The following is an 18,765-nucleotide window of genomic DNA, read 5'->3' as shown; positions in this document are numbered from 1 at the left end:
GTTATGTCCCGCGCGGTTTGGCCCGCAGGGTTGGGTCAGCCGCGCGTGGATCTTCGGGCCAAGGGTGGCGGGGATATTGCGCGCGCATATCCTTGCGCACATCCGCATAAGAGCCTTCCCAAAATTGCGGCAGATCTTGCGTCACCTGAATAGGGCGCTGCGCAGGAGAGAGCAGCGTGAATTTAATGGGCAAGCGATCTGGCCCGATGCGCGGATGCTCGGTCACGCCAAAGACCTCTTGGATGCGCAGTGCAATGGCGGGTTGGGCATCGCCGTAGTCAATCGCGACTTGTCGCCCTAAGGGGGTTGTCCAATGCGCAGGTGCAAGGCGATCAAGCTCGGCCAAGGCCTCATATCCCACCAACAGCTTTAGCCCCTCGCTTGGATCGAACCGCCCCAGATCATCTGCGGTGCGCGCTGTGCCGAGGAAGGGCAAAGCCCAATCTTCAAGCTGTGCCAAAAGCGCCTCATCGCTGACATCGGTCAAGCCTGCGAAGGCAATGCGCGCCCGCAGAAATGTTGCGCCGCGTGTCCACCCTAACGCGTTTAGACCAAGGTCGCGAATACCCGCGCAGAGGGCTTTTGCAACCTCCTCGGGGTTTGGCTTGGGGTCATGCCTCTCGTCTAGGATGAGCGCGCCAAGGCGTTCTTGCAGCTTGGTTTCAACGCGCCGCAGGCGCGGGTTCCAGTCGCAAATCTTCTGCCATGCAATCTGATCGCCATAGATGTCGCGCAACTCGGCTTCGGTCAGGGCAAGCGCGCCCCTGATCCGGGCTTCGCGCGGGTTGCCATCAAGGTCACTGGCAACAATCAAGCGCGCGCCTGCCAATTCATCGCCTGCGTCAAAGATGGCACCTTTTCCACCTGAAAGAATATATCGCGGGGCGTCCCCCTTGCGGCGCATCCCGATGCGGTCGGGATAGGCCAAAGCCAGATATTGCGCGTCACTTAATGCGCGACCTTTGGCGAAGGGTTTGAGGCGCGCCATTTCCTGACGGATACGCGCAAGGGCAGGGGATTTTCCTGCAGGGTCATCCACAAGGCGCAGACGCAGCTTCAGATCACTTTGCGAAGTTTGCCCCTGCAGGGGGTCACGCTCGCCCAAAAGGGCAGCAATTCGGGCGGCGCGCGCATCCCCAGACAACAGCATATGCGCAAGACGCGGGTGCAAGGGCATTACCGCCATCGCGCGCCCGTGAGCCGTGATCCGCCCTTCGGCGTCCAAACCCCCAAGCCCCTGCAACAAGGCCCGCGCCTCGGCCAGGGCGCCCAGAGGGGGCTGTGTGAGAAAAGCCAAGCCATCCGCGCTGCCCCAAAGGGCCAATTCCAATGCCAAGCCTGTCAAATCGGCGGCCTCGATTTCGGCGGGGGGGAAAGCGGGTAGCGCGCCTTCGCTGCCCTTCGTCCAATTTCGATAACAAATGCCTGCCGAGACACGACCCGCGCGGCCACGGCGTTGATCCGCCTCGGCGCGGCTGACGGGTTCGGTTACAAGCCGTGTCATGCCTGAGGCGGGGTCAAACCGCGCGCGCCTTGCGCGGCCACTGTCGATGACCACGGATATATCCGCAATGGTCAGTGAGGTTTCTGCGATGGATGTGGCAAGCACCAATTTTCGCGCACCATCTACCTCGGGGGTAATGGCCGCGCGTTGCGCGGCCAAGGGCATTGCCCCATAAAGTTGATGCAGGCGAATATCGCGGGGTAAATCAAGCAGGGCTGCGGTGCGCGCAATCTCGCCTTGACCCGGCAAAAAGGCCAAGATGCCCCCCTCCGTTTCGTGCAGGGCCTGCAGGATAAGATCGGCCATCGCGCGCTCAAGCCGCGTCTCCTTGGGTAGGGGGGCGGGCAGATGATGGGTCAGCACCTCAAAGGCTTGGCCCGCTGATGTGACAAGGGGCGCGTCATCAAGGAGTGCCGCCACGGGGGCCGCATCCAATGTGGCCGACATGACCAAGATCTTTATATCTGGCCTAAGCGCGCCGCGTAATTCCCAACTCAAGGCAAGACCAAGATCAGCATTGAGCGACCGCTCGTGGAATTCATCAAAGATGATCGCGCCAATGTCAGGCAGGTCAGGCGCGTCTTGGATCATGCGGGTGAGAATGCCTTCGGTCACAACCTCAATCCGCGTGGCAGGGCTTGTTTTGCTGTCGCCGCGCATGCGGTAGCCGATGGTCTGCCCCACCCCCTCGCCCAAGGTTTGCGCCATGCGTTCGGCAGCGGCACGCGCGGCCAAACGGCGGGGTTCAAGCATGAGGATACGACCCTGCACCACCCCCGCCTCCAGTAAGGCAAGGGGCACACGGGTGGTTTTGCCCGCGCCGGGCGGGGCCTGCAAAACGGCGCGGCCTGCGCGTGCAAGGGCGGCGATCAGCTCAGGCAGGATATCATCAATCGGCAGGCGCATGGGGCGGCAAAAGTCTTTCGGGGTGGACGTAGCTTGGCCGAACAGGCAGAAAAGCCCTTGTAAGGTCAAGGAGTAATCAGCCCCGATGACGGCAGAATTGGACATTCTCGATCTCAAGGATCGGATTTTGGCGGGTGAACGCCGTGCGCTTGCCCGTGCCGTGACCTTGGTCGAAAGCAGCCGCGCCGATCATCGTGCGCAGGCGGCCGCACTTTTGGACGCGCTGCGCGGCCATGGGCGTGAGGCGCTGCGCATCGGCCTCTCGGGCACGCCCGGTGTAGGGAAATCTACCTTTATCGAGGCCTTTGGGATGATGCTGACCGATGCAGGGCTGCGCGTGGCGGTTTTGGCGGTTGATCCCAGCTCTGCGCGCTCGGGCGGGTCAATCTTGGGCGATAAGACACGGATGGAGCAGCTCTCGCGCGTGCCCTCGGCCTTTATCCGCCCCTCACCCAGTCAGGCAAGCCTCGGCGGCGTGGCGCGCCGCACCCGCGCGGCGGTGTCGCTGTGCGAGGCGGCGGGGTTTGATGTGGTCTTGATCGAGACAGTGGGCGTGGGCCAATCCGAAACGATGGTGGCCGAGATGTGCGATCTTTTCGTGCTGCTTTTGGCGCCCGCGGGTGGGGATGAATTGCAAGGGGTCAAGCGCGGGATCATGGAAATCGCCGATCTGATCTTGGTGAACAAGGCTGATGGTGATTTGCGCGCCACCGCCACCCGCACAGTGGCCGATTACGCAGGCGCGCTGCGGCTGTTGCGCAAACGCCCGCAAGACCCCGAAGGGTTCCCCAAGGCACTGGCCGTTTCTGCCGTGGAAGGGGCAGGGATTGAGACAGCATGGGCCGAGATGCAGAATTTGGCGCAGTGGCGAAGGGAGGCGGGCATCTGGGAAGAAACCCGCGCCACGCAAGCGGCCCATTGGTTCGAGACAGAATTGCGCGAGGGGCTATTGGCGCGATTGCGCGAGGATCAAACGATCCGCGCCGCCATCGAGACCCGCGCGCGTGATGTGGCAGAGGGCAAAATCAGCCCCGATGCGGCGGCGGCGGAGATTTTGGGAAAAATGGCCCCTTAGGCCGTTTTCCGCATGAGCGCGACTTTGGCGATCAACAAAAGCCAAGGCAGGCCGTGCAGCAGCAGATCAAAGATATCGATGGCCTGCGTCAACCCACCCGCCGCCAGCAATTTCAGCTTTTCCCAGATATGGGGTTCGGGCGTGAAGGGCGCGAGGCCGAGTGTCAGGCACATCACGATCAGGATCGGGAAAGACAGTTGGTCTAGAAGGCGGCGGAGATTGGTCATGGCGGGCATCTAGCGGCTACGGGCGATGGGGGGAAGGGGAAAGGCGGCGCGCGACGGATTGGTTGCGGATTTTACCGCGACCGACACGCGGGGGCGTTAAAGGTGCGACCATCGTCGCGCCCGCCACAGGGTCTAAAGAATTTGGGGACGGTTTGGGCGCAGTTCACTGTCACAACCCAATGCGGGTAAGGAAAATTGCGACAACACTTGCAACTTAAATTTTTTCATAAATAAAATTTGTGTAAATTTAATATATCAGTGTGATACTGTTGTTACTTGATTAAATTCAACTAGGGAAATCATTCAATGATTGAGTTATCAATAAAGCCGATGGGCTATAGCCAACAACAATTCATTACATTTATAATGACCCAGGATACTTTAGAGGTAGTCGGAAAAAGTCAGTCACTCATAATCGATGACACGGATTGGAAACTGACAAAAAATCCAAACAAGCTTTCAAAAAACGAAGCTTTCAAAGTGATCTTTGAAGGATTAAATTGGCCTGAAAATTTACCAGATTGGCTTGAACTAATCTGGAGACGTTGGACAGAAGGCGTTTCCAGCGAACTTGATACACGCGCTAAGCTTTTGAATATTGAACAAGTCTTGACAGAGGTAAGCAAACTAACCCGTTCTTGGGGCTAATAGAAATGCACCCAAAGGGGCGCATTTCTCCTCACTGATCCAAGAAACTCCGCAGCTTTCTGCTCCGCGAGGGGTGCTTCAGCTTCCGCAGGGCTTTCGCCTCGATTTGGCGGATGCGTTCGCGGGTCACGCTGAATTGTTGGCCGACTTCCTCCAACGTGTGATCGGTGTTCATCCCGATGCCGAAGCGCATCCGCAGCACGCGTTCCTCACGCGGCGTGAGCGAGGCCAGAACGCGGGTTGTGGTTTCCTTCAGGTTTTCCTGAATGGCACTGTCCAACGGTAGCACGGCGTTCTTGTCTTCGATGAAATCGCCAAGCTGGCTGTCTTCTTCATCGCCAATCGGGGTTTCCAAGGAAATAGGTTCCTTGGCGATTTTCATGACCTTGCGCACTTTCTCAAGCGGCATTTGCAGCTTTTCGGCCAATTCCTCGGGCGTGGGTTCGCGGCCGATTTCGTGCAACATCTGACGGCCTGTGCGCACCAGTTTGTTGATCGTTTCAATCATATGCACAGGGATACGGATCGTGCGGGCCTGATCCGCAATCGAACGCGTGATCGCCTGCCTGATCCACCATGTCGCATAGGTCGAGAATTTATAGCCGCGGCGATATTCAAATTTATCCACCGCCTTCATCAGGCCGATATTGCCCTCTTGGATCAAATCCAAGAATTGCAGGCCGCGATTGGTGTATTTCTTGGCGATCGAAATCACGAGGCGCAAATTCGCCTCGACCATTTCCTTTTTGGCCTGACGCGCTTCTTTCTCGCCCTTTTGAACTTGGTTCACGATGCGGCGGAATTCGCTGATATCAAGGCCGACATATTGACCAACTTGGGCCATATCGGCGCGCAAGTCTTCGACCTTATCGCGGGAGCGTTCCATCAGGGCTTGCCACCCACGGCCAGGTTTTTCAGCCATGCGATCCACCCATGTGGGGTCAAGTTCATAGCCGCGATAGGCCTCGATGAATTCATGGCGATTGATGCGGGCCTGATCCGCCAGTTTCACCATGGCGCTGTCGATCGACATGATGCGGCGGTTGATGCCGTAAAGCTGGTCAATCAGCGCCTCGATACGGTTGTTGTGCAGGTGCAGTTCATTCACCAATTCCACAATCTCGCCGCGCAGTTTTTGATAGGTGGCCTCATCGCCCGAATCAAAGCTCGAATCTTCATTCAGCGTGGCCGAGATACGCTTGTCCTGCATTTCGGCCAGATAGATGTAATCATTGGCGATACGATCTAGGGTTTCCAAAACGCGTGGCTTAAGCGCGGCCTCCATCGCGGCCAAGCTCATATTGGCTTGATCGTCCTCGTCCTCGTCATCATCGCGGGCGATTGGGTTCCCGTCCGCGTCCAATTCTGGTTCGTCACTCTGGTTTGATGCAGCACTGCCGCTGTCGCGGTTGTCGCCATCCAAACCACCAACCACGGGCGCATCGTCATCTTCTTCACCGATTGAGCGGCCAAATGTGGCGTCTAGGTCAATCACATCGCGCAGAAGAATATCTTCTTCTAGCAATTCGTCCCGCCAGATGGTGATCGCCTGAAAGGTCAGGGGGCTTTCACAAAGCCCTGCGATCATGGTGTTGCGGCCCGCTTCAATGCGCTTGGCAATCGCAATTTCACCTTCACGCGAGAGCAACTCAACGCTGCCCATTTCGCGCAGATACATCCGCACAGGGTCATCTGTGCGATCCAGCTTTTCGGTCTCGCTGCTGGCCAAGGCCACTTCGCGCGAGGTGGAGGTTTCCACCAACTCACCGCCAGAGGATTTGTTTTCCTCGTCCTCGACCTCATCATCTTCGATGATATTCACGCCCATCTCAGACAGCATCGACATGACATCTTCGATCTGTTCAGAGGAGACCTGTTCAGGCGGCAAGACAGCGTTCAATTGATCATAGGTGATAAACCCACGCGCGCGGGCCTCGGCGATCATTTTTTTGACGGCAGCTTGGCTCATATCTAGACCGATTTCGGTCTCTTCGCCTTCGGGTTTGCCGTCATCGCTGTCTTTGGCCATCGGCGATTATCCTTTTCGTTCAAGCTCGGCCAAGGTCGGCTGACGCTTGCACCTGAAATCATTGTAGTGCGAATCAGTGATTCGCAAAGCGGATTAGCGTTTTTTCTTCTCCCACACACGCTCCTCTATCAAGTGGCGCAGGCGGTTTGAATATGCAGATGTGTCTTCACTGGCATCCGCTTGGTCGTTTCTTTTCGGCTTTGTGGCTTGTTGTAACGTCTTTAAGGCCTGAGTTAAACGCCATGACAGGTGCGGATCGTCTTCGGTGCGATCCAACCCCTCAAGGGCTTCGGCCATTTCATGGTCGATCCCATGCCACGCGGCCAGTTTCGCGAATTCCTCCGTGAGGCAGTCTCGTGCTTTGTCTTCGGCGCCCTGCGATAAAACGGGCGGTGTAATGCGGACATGGCCCATTGAGAGCAGATTTTCAAGAAGGGGAGATAACCCAAAAGCCTCTAATTCTTGGTTAAGGCTTTCTTTGTCACGGCATCGCGTCCCCAAAAGATGCGCGCTCAGGCGGCGATATTCCTCCAGCTCAGGGTGCAGTCGGTCAAGCTGCGGCTCAAAATGATCGAGCAAGGCGGGGTAAAGACACAACAACGCCAAGATGACCGACCAACGCAGATCTTTTTCGCTAATTGCCCCTGATGCGAGGGCCGAGGCACGGGTTTCCGCCAAAGGTTCGAGAGGGAGGTCAGGGCGCACAAACCCAGCCTTGCGGGGGCTGCGGGCTGTTTTAGGTGCTGCGGAACTCTGCCGTTTTTGGCGGAACAGCTGCCATTTGAGGTCTTTGAATGCTGTATCGTAGTGGTGGCGTAAATCAGGATCTTGGATCTGTGCCGTGGCGCGGCGCAAAGATTTGTCCAACTCGGCGCGCCGTTCGGGGCTGTCAAAAACACGGCCTTCGGTTTCGCGTTGCCACAAGAGGTTGACCAAGGGCTGCGCCCCTTCAATCAGGGTTTGCATTGCGCCGCGCCCTTTGGCACGGATCAGATCATCAGGGTCCTGGCCCTCAGGAAGGATGCAAAACCGCAGGGATTTTTGCGCACCCAACAAGGGCAGGGCTAGATCAATCAGGCGCATTGCGGCGCGCAAGCCCGCCTTGTCGCCGTCAAGGGCGATGATCGGCTCGGGCGAAATGCGCCACATGAGTTGTAATTGATCGGCGGTGATGGCGATGCCAAGCGGGGCCACCGCCGCCTCAAACCCTGCACGCCATAGCGCGATGACATCCATATAGCCTTCTGCCACGATCAAAGGCTGGCCCTTGCCCGCGGCTTCGCGGGCGGGGCCGTGATTGAACAAGGCGCGCCCCTTGTCGAACAGAGGTGTCTCGCGACTGTTGAGATATTTGGCGCGTGCGTTCGGATCCATCGCGCGCCCGCCAAAGCCGATGCAGCGCCCGCGCGGATCACGGATGGGAAACATGATCCGATCTCGAAACGCATCATAAGGCGCGCCACCATCATCGGGTTTGCTGGCAATCCCTGCGGTGATGATATCCTCGGCAGCGATACCTTTGGCCTGCAATGCCTCAAAGGTCCCGCGCCGTGCTGATGGGGCAAAGCCGATTTCAAACCGTGCAAGCGTGGCTTCATCTAGGCCCCGCTTTTCAAGATAATCCCGCGCGTCACGGGCCGCAGAGGATTTCAACTGTAGCTTATAGAATTGCACCGCCGCCTCGGTGGCCTGTGCCAAATTCTCGCGCGCGTCTGATTTTTCCTGTGCGCGTGGATCTCGTTCTGGCATGGGCATCCCTGCCTCACGCGCAAGAATTTCAATCGCCTCTATGAAGCTGACATTTTCAGTATCTTTCACAAAGCTGATTGCATCGCCTTTGGCCTGACAGCCGAAACAATAATAAAACCCCTTGCGATCATCGACATGGAAGGATGCAGTTTTCTCTTGGTGAAAGGGGCAAGGGGCCCACATATCCCCCTTGGCCGCATTGGATTTGCGGTTGTCCCACATGACTTTGCGCCCGACCACCTGCGACAGCGAGATGCGGGTGCGCAATTCATCCAAAAATCCAGGCGGCAAACTCATGGGGCGAGTATCTTCGCGAACGCGGGCGCTGTCCAGATGCCGCCGTGTGATCCTCTGTGGAGAACCCTGTGGGCAAACTCATAGTGCGGCTGATCTGCGCGCCGCCACCCCTTGCATTGCATGGGTCAGTTCGGTCAGGGCGGATTGCGCCATGGATCGCATCACAAATATCTCGATGTGACCTTTTTCATCGGATGTCACAAATAGCGCATCAATATGGCCCAATAAACTGCGCGCAGAACGCCATGGCCCGAAGGCGGTGGGGCGCAGGTCCAACGGACAAAGCCGCGCCAAAACCTCGGCCAGATCAGGCCCTGTCAGCGTGAACCGCGCCAAAGCCCCGCTTTGATCTGCCAAAAGCGCGTAAGGTGCCAAGGGGGCGAGGGGGGCTGAAGTCCCCAAAAGAAGCGCATGATCTAGCCCGTTCCAAATCAGCCGCAGTGTGTCGTGTGTGACGACCTCACTAGGCGCAGGAAATTTTAGGCCCAAATCAGATTTCAGGATCGTGTTCACCGCATCAAGGCAGTTTGGATGGGGCAAGAGTGCCGTGATGTTTTGGGGGGCATCAATGCTGAGCTGCATCGCGCCATGAGAGATTTCACTGGGGCCCGTTACAACTGGGGCTAGGGAAAGATCAGTCACGCATCCGCCCTCCGTCAGGGTCAAAGAAGACAGGCGGGCAAATCTCGCAAAGGGTTTCTTGCCCGCGCAGATGATCAACCATTTTTACTTGATCCCCATGTCGTGCGCGCCCATCCACAAAGAAGCCAAGTGCGATTGGATGGCCCAAGGTCGGCGAGAAACAGGCGGAAGATACGTAGCCTTTTGAGGTTTCCCGACTGGGTTTTGCATCGGCCTCGAACAAATGCCCGCCTGCAAGAATTTTTGATTGGCCATCAACAGGGCGCAACCCGATTAATGCAGGGCGCGCAGGGTCAAGCAGCCCTTCGCGCGCTGCGCCTGCACGGCCGATGAAATCACTTTTCTTCTTGGACAATAGCCCCGCCATGCCCAAGTCACCCGCGGTCACGCGGCCATTGATTTCGGCATGGGTGATAAAGCCCTTTTCAAGGCGCAAGACGTTGAGGGCCTCGACCCCATAAGGCCCGCCCTCCATCGCTTCGGCGCGGGTCAAAAGCACGTCATAAAGGCTTGCGCCATAGCCCACGGGAACCGCGATTTCATACCCTTCCTCGCCTGAGAAAGAGATGCGGAAAATGCGGGCAGGCACGCCCAAAACATCCCGCGCGACCCATCCCATAAAGGGCAATTCATCGCGGCGCAGTCCTTTGGTCAGACCCGCCACGAGGTCGAACGCCTTTGGCCCTGCAACCGCGAATTGCGCCCAAGCCTCTGTTGTAGAAGTCAGGCTGAGTTTCCAATTAGGGCAAAAGACCTGCGCCACAAATTCCAGATGCGCCATGACCTCGGCTGCGGCGGCGGTTGTCGTGGTGATCACATAGTCATAGGGGCCTACGCGCGCGCAGGTTCCGTCATCCATAACAAACCCATCTTCGCGCAGCATCAAACCATAGCGCACACGCCCCTCTGGCAGGGTCGACATCATATTGCTGTAGACAAAATCAAGGAACCGCGCGGCATCCGGGCCAGACACGGCGATTTTGCCCAAAGTGGAAACATCGACAACACCGACCGCATTGCGCACATAGCCCACCTCGCGGTTGCAGGATTGCAGCCACGTTGTCTCGCCATTTTGTGGGAAATAGGACGCACGATACCACAGGCCCGTGGCCACCATCGGGGCATTGCGAGCAACACTTGCTGCATGGCTGGTGGTCAGGCGTTCGGGTGCAAACCCTTTGCCTTGCGCGCCTGCGCCAATCGCACCAAGGGACACGGGCACAAAAGGTGGGCGATAGGTTGTCGTGCCAGTCTCGGAAATTCCACGACCCGTGGCATCTGCCAAAACCGCAATCGCGGTCGTGTTTGAACTGCGTCCTTGATCGGGCGCCATTCCTTGGGTCGTGTAGCGCTTCATATGTTCGACCGATTGATACCCTTCTTGCGCGGCAAGGCGGATATCTTTGGTGGTCACATCATTGGCGAAATCTATCCATGCCCGCTTTTTGCCAGAAACCACCCAATGGGGCCTCGCTGTCTCGCGCGAAGCGGGGGCGATTGGGCAGGGCGTATGAGGGGCCGTCAGGCCCAATTCGGACAGGGCATTGATCGCCGCTGCAAACCCCGAGGTGAAACACTCGGCAGTGCTGAAATATCCTGCAGCACTGCCTGCGTAATGCAGGGCAGGCACCGCGCCCTCAGGGGCAAGAAAACAGGATTTCTCCGCGTTCCAAATTGCGCGGGCGCCCATATGGCAGGCAAGGTGAATATTGGGGTTCCATCCCCCAGACATTCCCAAAGCGCCGATGTCCATATCGGTGGTTTTTCCCGCGGCATCACGAATGGTTATGCCCGAGATACGCGTGCGGCCGCGTGTCGCCACGACCTCCGCACCACGATAAAGGGGATAATCGCCAAGCGCAGGTGCATCGCTGCGCGGGTCGATGACGGCGGCAAGGGTTGCCCCCGCGGCCTGCAAGGCAAGCGCATCGCGATGTCCTTGATCCGTGCTGACAAACAGCGCGATTTTGCGCGCTGGTAAGACGCCGTAGCGGTCGAGATAGGATCGCATTGCGCCTGCCATCATAATGGCCGGGCGGTCATTGTCTGCAAATGCAATGGGCCGTTCAACCGCGCCCGTGGCCAAAATCGCAGCGCGCGCAGTGATGCGCCAGAAACATTCGCGCGGCACAGTGCCACTTGGGGCCTGCTCAAGTCCCACGCGCTCGATCATGCCATAGGTGCCACCATCATAGGCCCCCGTGACTGTGCAACGCGGCATGATACGCACATTGGGCATTGCAGAAAGCTTGGCCGATATCTGCGCGAGCCAAGTTTGCGCAGGCATATCGTCAATCGCAGCATCCTCAAGCCAAAGCCTGCCGCCGAGTTCTGTGTTCTCGTCAACAAGGATCACATCCGCGCCCGCTTCAGCCGCGACAAGGGCGGCAGTCAGGCCCGAAGGGCCAGCGCCAATGACCAGAAGATCACAATGCCCAAAGGCCTTTTCAGATGGTTCTGCCTGCATCTCGCGGGACAAGCGGCCCAAACCCGCTGCGCGGCGGATCAGGGGTTCGTACACCGCTTCCCAAAAGCGGCGCGGCCACATGAATGTTTTGTAGTAAAACCCCGCGCTTAAGAAGGGCGCGGCCAGATCATTCACGGCCAAAAGATCAAACCCAAGCGGCCCGAGATGGTTTTGACTGTGCGCAACAAGCCCCTCATAGAGGGATTGCATCGTGGCGCGTGTGTTCGGGATTGCGGCCCCATATGGCCCGCGTGACAGTTCAACCAAGCCGTTTGGATCATCCGAGCCTGCCGTCACGATCCCGCGAGGGCGGTGATATTTGAAACTGCGCCCGACCAATGCGACATCATTGGCCAGAAGGGCAGAGGCAAGGCTATCGCCCTCGAACCCCTGATAGGTTTTGCCGTCAAAGGTGAAATTGAGCGGCTTGTCGCGATTGATCCGTCCTTTGCCCTCAACCCGCATGATCTTGCCCTCGATCGCGGAGCAACTGTGCCCCTAGGATGGCGTGGCTGACTGTGTTTCGAGTGACAGATATCCACGCCCCGCAGCCGTGTGCATGACGCCAAATCTCAACGATTTGGCCCGGTTGATTGTCTCGCAAATGCAGATAGCTGTGCCACGCCGCCGCGCCCGCCTCAGCCGCAGGGCGATCTGCATATGTGATATCGCCTTTGGGACGAAATTCGCGGCTGTCTCTTTGGCCGCAAATGGGGCAGGGGATGCGCATAACCGTCTCGATCTCTAATGCAAATTATGTTGGCTGCCGCGGCCTTCTTCATCCATGAGGCCCCGCCCCGTCTCAAACCGGTCGAGGCGATAGCGCTCGGCGCTTTGATGCGGCTGATCTGTGGCCATAAGATGTGCGAAGGCATAACCCGATCCCGGCACGGCCTTAAAGCCGCCATAACACCACCCACAATTCAAATAGAGGCCCTCAATCGGGCTTTTGTCGATAATGGGGCTGCCATCCGAGGACATATCCATAATCCCGCCCCAAGAGCGCAGCATTTTGGCCTGTCCGATCATCGGCATGAGAGTCATACCTGTTTCCACCACATGCTCTGCAGTGGGCAGGTTCCCGCGCGAGGCATAGGATGCATAAAAATCAAGGTCACCGCCAAAGACCAGTCCGCCCTTGTCAGACTGGCTGATATAGAAATGCCCCATGCCATAAGTGATCACATGGTCAATTGCGGGCTTTAGCCCTTCGGTGACAAAGGCCTGCAACACATGGCTCTCAATGGGCAAGCGCAGACCTGCCATTGCGGCCACCTGAGAACTGCGTCCCGCCACCACAACGCCAATCTTGCGTGCGCTAATGGCACCCCGCGTGGTTTGGACACTCGTGACGCGGCCCTGATGCACATCAATCCCTGTGACTTCGCAATTCTGGATGAGGTCTACACCACGTTGATCCGCCGCGCGGGCATAGCCCCAAGCCACCGCATCATGGCGCGCTGTGCCGCCGCGTTTGTGGTAGAGCCCGCCAAAAATTGGGAAACGGGTTTGATCATAATCGAGATAGGGGATCATGCGCCGCAATTCATCACGATCCAACAAGATCGCATCATCGCCTTGATTGATCATCGCATTCCCGCGCCGCGCAAAGGCATCGCGTTGCCCGTCTGAATGGAACAGGTTGATGATGCCGCGCTGGCTGTGCATGACATTGTAATTCAGGTCTTGCTCTAGCCCTTCCCACAGTTTCAGAGAATGGCTGTAAAATTGAGAATTGCCTTCAAGTAGGTAATTTGCGCGCACAATGGTGGTATTACGACCGATATTGCCACCGCCCAAATAGCCCTTCTCAAGCACGGCAATATTTGTGATGCCATGATTTTTGGCGAGGTAATAGGCGGTTGCCAGACCGTGGCCGCCACCGCCAATGATAATCATGTCATACTGCGCTTTTGGAGCAGGATCGCGCCACGCGCGCGTCCATGATTTTTGCCCTCGCAATCCTTCGCTGATCACACGAAGGCCTGAATAGCGCATCTGACCTCTCCCTTTGTCCCTAAGCTCACCCTAGGACAGCAGCGCAGAAGGGTTTCGTCAAGTTGCGACAAACTCGGGTATTTTGCCGACTCTTTCAGTATCACCTAGGGCTGGGGCAGGGTGGGCGCTTCGCCCTCGGGCGCAGGGACAGGTTCCATCCCGATCCCTTCTGAGATGTTGCAATTGCTGACGCAGTATTGCGCACCAGACGCCAAGGAAAAGATCACCCGATCCCCAAATCGAGGCCGTGTTGGCATGAAGTTGTCGAACACCCGCGTAGGCATATCGAAATTCAAAATCGGCTCGTAGACAAAGCGGGTTTCGACCAACAAGATGTGGCTGCCCTCTGGCAAGGCGGGAAGGCGTGAACGGGCTGAGATGGCGGTGGCGCCATCCATTGCTGCAAGATCGCCTGCCCCATATGACCAATCTAGCGTTACCTCATCATTGATCCGCTTAAACTGCGACACGCGCAAAGACGTGCCTGTTTCTTGATGGGTCATGTAGCGAAACACGTTCAATAATCCCTCAATATCCTCAGGGGTCAGAACGGCTTCAATGCGCGATATGGAATCTGCCAAAACATTACTGGCGCGCGTGGTCATGGTGTAATGACGAAACCCGTCATACAGCGCCAAGCAAGTGACGATAATGGCGATCAACACGGGCAGGATAAGCGCGACTTCAATCGCGATTGCGCCCTGTGTTTGGTGCAGGAATTTTTTAATTACGCGCCTCATTGTTGGGCCACCTCAGTGATGGGTTCAGACACGAAAATCGTGCTTGCTTCCATGAACAAACGCCCGCTGGTGTCGCCATTGATTTGGGCCATCAAGGCCGAAACCCGCAATAACGGATCAATCTCGACACAGACGCGCAGAAGCATCAATTCATTGGGCAAGGTCTGGCTTGGCTCAAACCGCGTCACGGGACGTAGCAGGGTGTTGCGGTCGATACACATCGCATCGCGTGAAGGCAGCACATAGCTTGGCCGCACAATCGAGCGCAGATCGAGAGAGATTGTCTCGTGGCAATTCCGGATAATCCGTGCCTTGTCACAGATCATGTCTGCGACTGTGTCAGTTGTCAGATCAAGTCGCGAAGAGAGGCGTAAGCTCCGCGAGGTGATGTCGACCGCCCGTTCCAACATAGCTTGGCGCACGATGATGATGGATGTCTCAAGCGACATCAAAAACACCGAAAAGACCACGGGAAATAAGAGCACGAATTCGAGGGTCGAAGCGCCGCTCTCGTCTTTGATCCATGTGTGAAGATGTTTCATTCAATCAGCCTCAACATACCGATGGCCTCGGAGATCGAGGCGAAAGCATCCGTCAGGTTGCTGCTGCGCGTTAAGTAATGGTTGGAGGTTGTCGCAGCGCAATTTTGCAATATAGCGGCGTCTGATTCAGTCGCATCCAGCGAGATCGTAAAGATCACAATGTCACGCGCCGCAGCTGCCGCGCAGAGGGTCTCGAAATTCTGGTTTGAGCGGGCGGTCGTATCGGCCAGAGAGATCGCATTGTCGCTGAAGTTAAAATACGCATCATACGCGTTGCCCCATCCGACCAAGCCGTCTAGGGCCGCGCGGATTGTCATCGGGTAATAAAAGTCAAACAGGATCGACCTTGATGTCCGCGTTGCCCAAAGTTCAGGCCACGTCAGTTGCTGCGCTGCTGCACCGCCAAAGGGCTCAGACTGCCATGTGCCTGCGGTATCAAAGGGGGCTGCGCCGCTTGTGACATAATAACGACCAGCCGCGGCATGATAGGTTGACCATCGCACAACACCGCCCGCTTCAAAGCGGTAGATGGGCGCAAATCCGCGTTTGAATTGTTGTGCCACATCAGGGCTTTCACCGCTGGCCATGCCATCGGCGATCAAGACGATGACCTTTAACGCGTCATTGCTATAAGCGGTTGGTCTATTTGCAAAGCTCGCGGGAATCTCGCCATCGCTGGCCAGAACTGCCGCGGCAGGCTGTGCCGCAGGGTCAAGCAGGGCCGCGCCCCATTTCAACGCTTGGTCAGGTCGCGCAAAACCTTCTGCCACCAAGCCTTGGATATGGGCATTAATCTCGGCTTCATCGTTAGACCAAGGCAAGATCGCGTTCACGTCATCCGTTGGGCAATAGGCCTGTGCGAAGGGTATCCAATTATATTGGTAGATATAATCGAAATGCATGGTGCGCTCGATTGGGTCAAATGGGGTGACCGCAACCGATGAGAAACTGTCATCTGGAAATTTGGCACAGGTGCTGAAGGAGTGTTCTTCGGTAAAATTGAACACGCCCGCCAGTGCAGTCCCCGCAACAATGCGATCATTGAAAGGAATGACTGAGATCGAAACCACATCGCTGCTTCGGTTATTTCCAAGCATCTCTGTCACGAAATTGGTCGCTGCGGTCTTCATCCAGTCCAACTTGGAATTGTCCAGCATGGAACCTGAGCGATCCAGAACCAGCGAGATTTCGACTGAGCGAATATTCTGTTCCGCCCGCGAATTGGCCTCTGCCCGCAAGGTGTTGAATCCGAAATAGCGCAAGAAATAGGTGCGAACATCTTGTTCTACGCGCACCCCTGTGATCCGCCGACCATCTTGGATGAAATAATCAGGGGTTAATCGCGAGGGCGTAATGTTTTGCGCGTTCAAATATTGTGTGACGATGCTAGAAACTTCGGCCTCATCATTGGCGGTGCCTGCCGCAGAAAGAACCGCACGATCAATCGCGCTTTGCAATTGCGCCCGTTGAGATTCGAAGCGGATCACATCCACCGCCAAGCCGCCAAGGCTAACCATGACCATCGTCAACAGCACCACAAAGATCGTGACCGATCCTTGCTCGTCCCGCCAGAATCGGTTCGCGCCCAAACCATGGCGGCAAAGCTGTGCCGTTTTCGGTTTTCCCTGCATCATCCTCAATCCATTGACCTGACCCACCGCAGATTTGGCGGAGGCTTTCCTGTCATGTCCTCAAAGAGCGGCGAAAATGCGGCGATTACGGGAAGAGTTTACGAAGTTTTTTGCAATCTTCGTGGCAAGGCGTAGGGTTCGAAGTGTGACACAGATCACAAACCCTTTTTGAGTGTCATGATTTGGCAAAGTTTGGGTGCGATGAGGGGGGATATGTAAATTTAATCGCACCCGCGCCGTTTTGTTCGCTGTCTAAGGAAGGAACAGCTATGGCCAGCATCCCTGCAAATGAACCGAGTTTTCGTCAATCCGTTGAACTGATGTTCAACCGTGCGGCCGCGTTGATGGATCTCTCCCCCGGATTGGAGGAGAAAATTCGCGTCTGCAATTCCACCTATGTGGTGCGTTTTGGCGTTAAGCTACGCGGCGAAATTAAGACCTTTACAGGTTATCGCTCGGTGCATTCCGAGCATATGGAACCTGTAAAAGGTGGCATCCGCTATGCCCCCAATGTCAATCAAGATGAGGTTGAGGCCTTGGCGTCCCTGATGACGTTTAAATGTGCGCTTGTAGAGGCGCCATTTGGTGGCTCGAAGGGTGGTCTGTGCATTGACCCGCGCGAATGGGATGAAGATGAACTCGACCGCATCACCCGCCGCTTTGCCTATGAGTTGATCAAGCGTGATCTCATCAACCCCAGTCAAAACGTGCCCGCCCCAGATATGGGCACGGGCGAGCGTGAGATGGCGGTGATTGCAGATCAATATGCTCGCATGAACACAACCGACATTAATGCAAAGGCCTGCGTTACAGGGAAACCCATTCATGCGGGGGGTATTCAAGGCCGTATCGAGGCCACAGGGCGAGGCGTGCAATATGCCTTGCGGGAATTCTTTCGCCATCCAGAGGATATCAAGGCGGCCAATCTATCGGGCGACCTTGAGGGCAAGCGTATCATTGTGCAGGGCTTGGGCAATGTGGGCTATCATGCGGCGCTGTTTCTGCGTGATGAGGATGGCGCAAAGATTACCCATGTGATCGAACGCGATGGCGCGGTTCATAATGATCAGGGTTTGGATATCGAAGCCCTGCGCGCACATATCGTTGCCACGGGCGGTGTGCGTGATTTCAAAGGCGGCACCTTCATCGAGGATGGCGCCTCTGCGCTTGAGGCTGAGTGCGATATCCTGATCCCTGCAGCGCTTGAAGGGGTGATTAACCTGTCCAATGCCGCGCGGATCAAAGCACCGCTCATCATTGAGGCGGCCAATGGCCCGATCACCGCTGGCGCGGATGATGTGCTGCGCGAAAAGGGCGTGGTGATTATTCCTGATCTTTACGCCAATGCGGGTGGCGTGACCGTGTCCTATTTCGAGTGGGTGAAGAACCTGTCACATATCCGATTTGGTCGGATGCAGCGCCGCCAAGAAGAAAGCCGCCATGAATTGATCGTAAATGAGCTGGAGCGGCTGTCGCGCGACACGGGCATTGGTTGGACGTTGTCGCCCGATTTCAAACAAAAATATCTGCGCGGCGCAGGAGAGTTGGAATTGGTGCGTTCGGGCCTCGATGATACGATGCGCACCGCCTATCAGGCGATGCGCGAGGTCTGGCACGATCGCCACGATGTGCCTGATTTGCGGATGGCGGGATTTTTGGTGTCCATTGCTCGTGTGGCGGCAAGCTATCGCGCAAAAGGGTTATGACCTCTTTCGGGGGCGGGTTCGCGCTTTAGGATTTCGCCCCCAAATCCCGCTCCGCCAATATGATTTTGATCAAATCAGCTACGGCCTTGGCTTCGCCTGCGGATGTGACGCCGCCAACAGCCACAGATTTCCCCCAACGCCGCCAAAGACCAGGGGCATAAACGCGACCCCCTTCCTCGGGTTTGTGCAAAAAGACGATAAAGCCTCCCGCGGGCTTCATCGCGAAAAACCCGCGATCCACGCTTTCGACATTGTCTATATGGAACAGCACGCGGCCATTCTCTTCGCGTAGGCATTCGCGGGTTAGGATCAATTTGTGCGATGAGGCTTCCCACAATTTATAGGTCATCCCCAATGACCCCACGCCAAACACAATCAACAGCAAGAGCCAGAAGATATGTTGGGGCGGGTTTGTGGCCGCAATCATGATCAGAAGAAACCCTAGGCCACCCAAACAAAACACCGCAAAGCTGCGGCGGGCAATATTGGGGGCGATATAGCCGATAATCTCGTCTTGGGCGCGTTTCTTGGCCACGAAGCATTCCTTTCGCTGAAATCTGCTCCCCGCTCATACATGGAATATCGGCCCTCGCAAAGATGCACA

15 protein-coding genes are annotated in these 18,765 nt (G+C 56.7%); 3 read left to right on the top strand and 12 right to left on the bottom strand.

Annotated features, from left to right (window positions below):
* Position 1: 1 nt before the first annotated feature.
* Positions 2–2,410, bottom strand: coding sequence for an ATP-dependent helicase HrpB (hrpB, locus tag RYZ18_RS06400; RefSeq protein WP_317655838.1), 2,409 nt, complete (start codon positions 2,408–2,410; stop codon positions 2–4).
* Positions 2,411–2,495: 85 nt separating this feature from the next.
* Between hrpB and meaB the strand changes: the two genes are divergently transcribed.
* The gene (meaB, locus tag RYZ18_RS06395; protein ID WP_411567079.1) at positions 2,496–3,485 is read left to right on the top strand and encodes a methylmalonyl Co-A mutase-associated GTPase MeaB; all 990 of its coding nucleotides are present in this window, start codon (positions 2,496–2,498) and stop codon (positions 3,483–3,485) included.
* Here the strand turns inward: meaB and RYZ18_RS06390 are convergent.
* Positions 3,482–3,712 carry an RND transporter gene (locus RYZ18_RS06390; protein ID WP_317655594.1) on the bottom strand — a complete coding sequence of 77 codons (231 nt, stop codon included), beginning with the start codon at positions 3,710–3,712 and terminating at the stop codon, positions 3,482–3,484. The genes meaB and RYZ18_RS06390 overlap by 4 nt on opposite strands.
* Before the next feature lie 306 nt (positions 3,713–4,018).
* Between RYZ18_RS06390 and RYZ18_RS06385 the strand changes: the two genes are divergently transcribed.
* On the top strand, positions 4,019–4,360 hold the full coding sequence (locus RYZ18_RS06385; RefSeq protein WP_317655593.1) for a hypothetical protein: 342 nt from the start codon (positions 4,019–4,021) through the stop codon (positions 4,358–4,360).
* A 31-nt stretch (positions 4,361–4,391) separates the two neighbouring features.
* Here the strand turns inward: RYZ18_RS06385 and rpoD are convergent, their stop codons facing one another.
* From rpoD to RYZ18_RS06340, 9 genes are all read right to left on the bottom strand, one after another.
* A complete protein-coding gene (gene rpoD / locus RYZ18_RS06380) occupies positions 4,392–6,389 on the bottom strand; it encodes an RNA polymerase sigma factor RpoD (RefSeq protein ID WP_317655592.1) in 1,998 nt (665 codons plus the stop codon).
* Positions 6,390–6,482: 93 nt separating this feature from the next.
* On the bottom strand, positions 6,483–8,435 hold the full coding sequence (dnaG, locus tag RYZ18_RS06375; protein WP_317655590.1) for a DNA primase: 1,953 nt from the start codon (positions 8,433–8,435) through the stop codon (positions 6,483–6,485).
* 78 nt (positions 8,436–8,513) lie between these two features.
* Positions 8,514–9,077 carry a sarcosine oxidase subunit gamma gene (locus RYZ18_RS06370; protein WP_317655588.1) on the bottom strand — a complete coding sequence of 188 codons (564 nt, stop codon included), beginning with the start codon at positions 9,075–9,077 and terminating at the stop codon, positions 8,514–8,516.
* Entirely contained in the window at positions 9,070–12,009 is a 2,940-nt protein-coding gene (locus RYZ18_RS06365; RefSeq protein WP_317655586.1) for a sarcosine oxidase subunit alpha family protein, read from the bottom strand. Before RYZ18_RS06365 ends, RYZ18_RS06370 begins: the two co-directional genes overlap by 8 nt.
* Entirely contained in the window at positions 11,999–12,274 is a 276-nt protein-coding gene (locus RYZ18_RS06360; RefSeq protein ID WP_317655585.1) for a sarcosine oxidase subunit delta, read from the bottom strand. Before RYZ18_RS06360 ends, RYZ18_RS06365 begins: the two co-directional genes overlap by 11 nt.
* 14 nt (positions 12,275–12,288) lie before the next feature.
* Entirely contained in the window at positions 12,289–13,542 is a 1,254-nt protein-coding gene (locus RYZ18_RS06355; RefSeq protein ID WP_317655584.1) for a sarcosine oxidase subunit beta family protein, read from the bottom strand.
* Between the two features lie 104 nt (positions 13,543–13,646).
* Complete coding sequence (locus RYZ18_RS06350) at positions 13,647–14,282, bottom strand: hypothetical protein (protein WP_317655583.1); 636 nt, start codon at positions 14,280–14,282, stop codon at positions 13,647–13,649.
* Positions 14,279–14,824, bottom strand: coding sequence for a TadE/TadG family type IV pilus assembly protein (locus tag RYZ18_RS06345; protein ID WP_317655582.1), 546 nt, complete (start codon positions 14,822–14,824; stop codon positions 14,279–14,281). The genes RYZ18_RS06350 and RYZ18_RS06345 overlap by 4 nt, the downstream gene beginning before the upstream one ends.
* Positions 14,821–16,458 (bottom strand): TadE/TadG family type IV pilus assembly protein, encoded by a 1,638-nt coding sequence (locus RYZ18_RS06340; protein ID WP_317655580.1) that lies wholly within the window; start codon positions 16,456–16,458, stop codon positions 14,821–14,823. The genes RYZ18_RS06345 and RYZ18_RS06340 overlap by 4 nt, the downstream gene beginning before the upstream one ends.
* A gap of 266 nt (positions 16,459–16,724) precedes the next feature.
* Here RYZ18_RS06340 and RYZ18_RS06335 point away from each other — a divergent pair, with 266 nt between their 5' ends.
* Entirely contained in the window at positions 16,725–18,161 is a 1,437-nt protein-coding gene (locus RYZ18_RS06335; RefSeq protein ID WP_317655579.1) for a Glu/Leu/Phe/Val family dehydrogenase, read from the top strand.
* A 25-nt stretch (positions 18,162–18,186) separates the two neighbouring features.
* Here the strand turns inward: RYZ18_RS06335 and RYZ18_RS06330 are convergent, their stop codons facing one another.
* Positions 18,187–18,696: a hypothetical protein gene (locus tag RYZ18_RS06330; RefSeq protein ID WP_317655578.1), complete on the bottom strand. Its 510-nt coding sequence runs from the start codon at positions 18,694–18,696 to the stop codon at positions 18,187–18,189.
* Positions 18,697–18,765: the final 69 nt, after the last annotated feature.

Source organism: Roseovarius sp. 10, from assembly GCF_033100315.1.
Taxonomy (GTDB): domain Bacteria; phylum Pseudomonadota; class Alphaproteobacteria; order Rhodobacterales; family Rhodobacteraceae; genus M30B80.
The sequence above is the reverse complement of the archived record's forward strand: the minus strand, read 5'-3'. Positions and strand labels throughout refer to the sequence as shown.

What these genes read in the sequence shown, in the direction of transcription:
- meaB (WP_411567079.1), top strand. Translation starts at nt 2,496, where the DNA reads ATGACGGCAGAATTGGACATTCTCGATCTCAAGGATCGGATTTTGGCG.
- RYZ18_RS06350 (WP_317655583.1), bottom strand. Translation starts at nt 14,282, where the DNA reads ATGAGGCGCGTAATTAAAAAATTCCTGCACCAAACACAGGGCGCAATC.
- RYZ18_RS06390 (WP_317655594.1), bottom strand. Translation starts at nt 3,712, where the DNA reads ATGACCAATCTCCGCCGCCTTCTAGACCAACTGTCTTTCCCGATCCTG.
- dnaG (WP_317655590.1), bottom strand. Translation starts at nt 8,435, where the DNA reads ATGAGTTTGCCGCCTGGATTTTTGGATGAATTGCGCACCCGCATCTCG.
- RYZ18_RS06345 (WP_317655582.1), bottom strand. Translation starts at nt 14,824, where the DNA reads ATGAAACATCTTCACACATGGATCAAAGACGAGAGCGGCGCTTCGACC.
- hrpB (WP_317655838.1), bottom strand. Translation starts at nt 2,410, where the DNA reads ATGCGCCTGCCGATTGATGATATCCTGCCTGAGCTGATCGCCGCCCTT.
- RYZ18_RS06335 (WP_317655579.1), top strand. Translation starts at nt 16,725, where the DNA reads ATGGCCAGCATCCCTGCAAATGAACCGAGTTTTCGTCAATCCGTTGAA.
- RYZ18_RS06355 (WP_317655584.1), bottom strand. Translation starts at nt 13,542, where the DNA reads ATGCGCTATTCAGGCCTTCGTGTGATCAGCGAAGGATTGCGAGGGCAA.
- RYZ18_RS06385 (WP_317655593.1), top strand. Translation starts at nt 4,019, where the DNA reads ATGATTGAGTTATCAATAAAGCCGATGGGCTATAGCCAACAACAATTC.
- RYZ18_RS06360 (WP_317655585.1), bottom strand. Translation starts at nt 12,274, where the DNA reads ATGCGCATCCCCTGCCCCATTTGCGGCCAAAGAGACAGCCGCGAATTT.
- rpoD (WP_317655592.1), bottom strand. Translation starts at nt 6,389, where the DNA reads ATGGCCAAAGACAGCGATGACGGCAAACCCGAAGGCGAAGAGACCGAA.
- RYZ18_RS06365 (WP_317655586.1), bottom strand. Translation starts at nt 12,009, where the DNA reads ATGCGGGTTGAGGGCAAAGGACGGATCAATCGCGACAAGCCGCTCAAT.
- RYZ18_RS06340 (WP_317655580.1), bottom strand. Translation starts at nt 16,458, where the DNA reads ATGATGCAGGGAAAACCGAAAACGGCACAGCTTTGCCGCCATGGTTTG.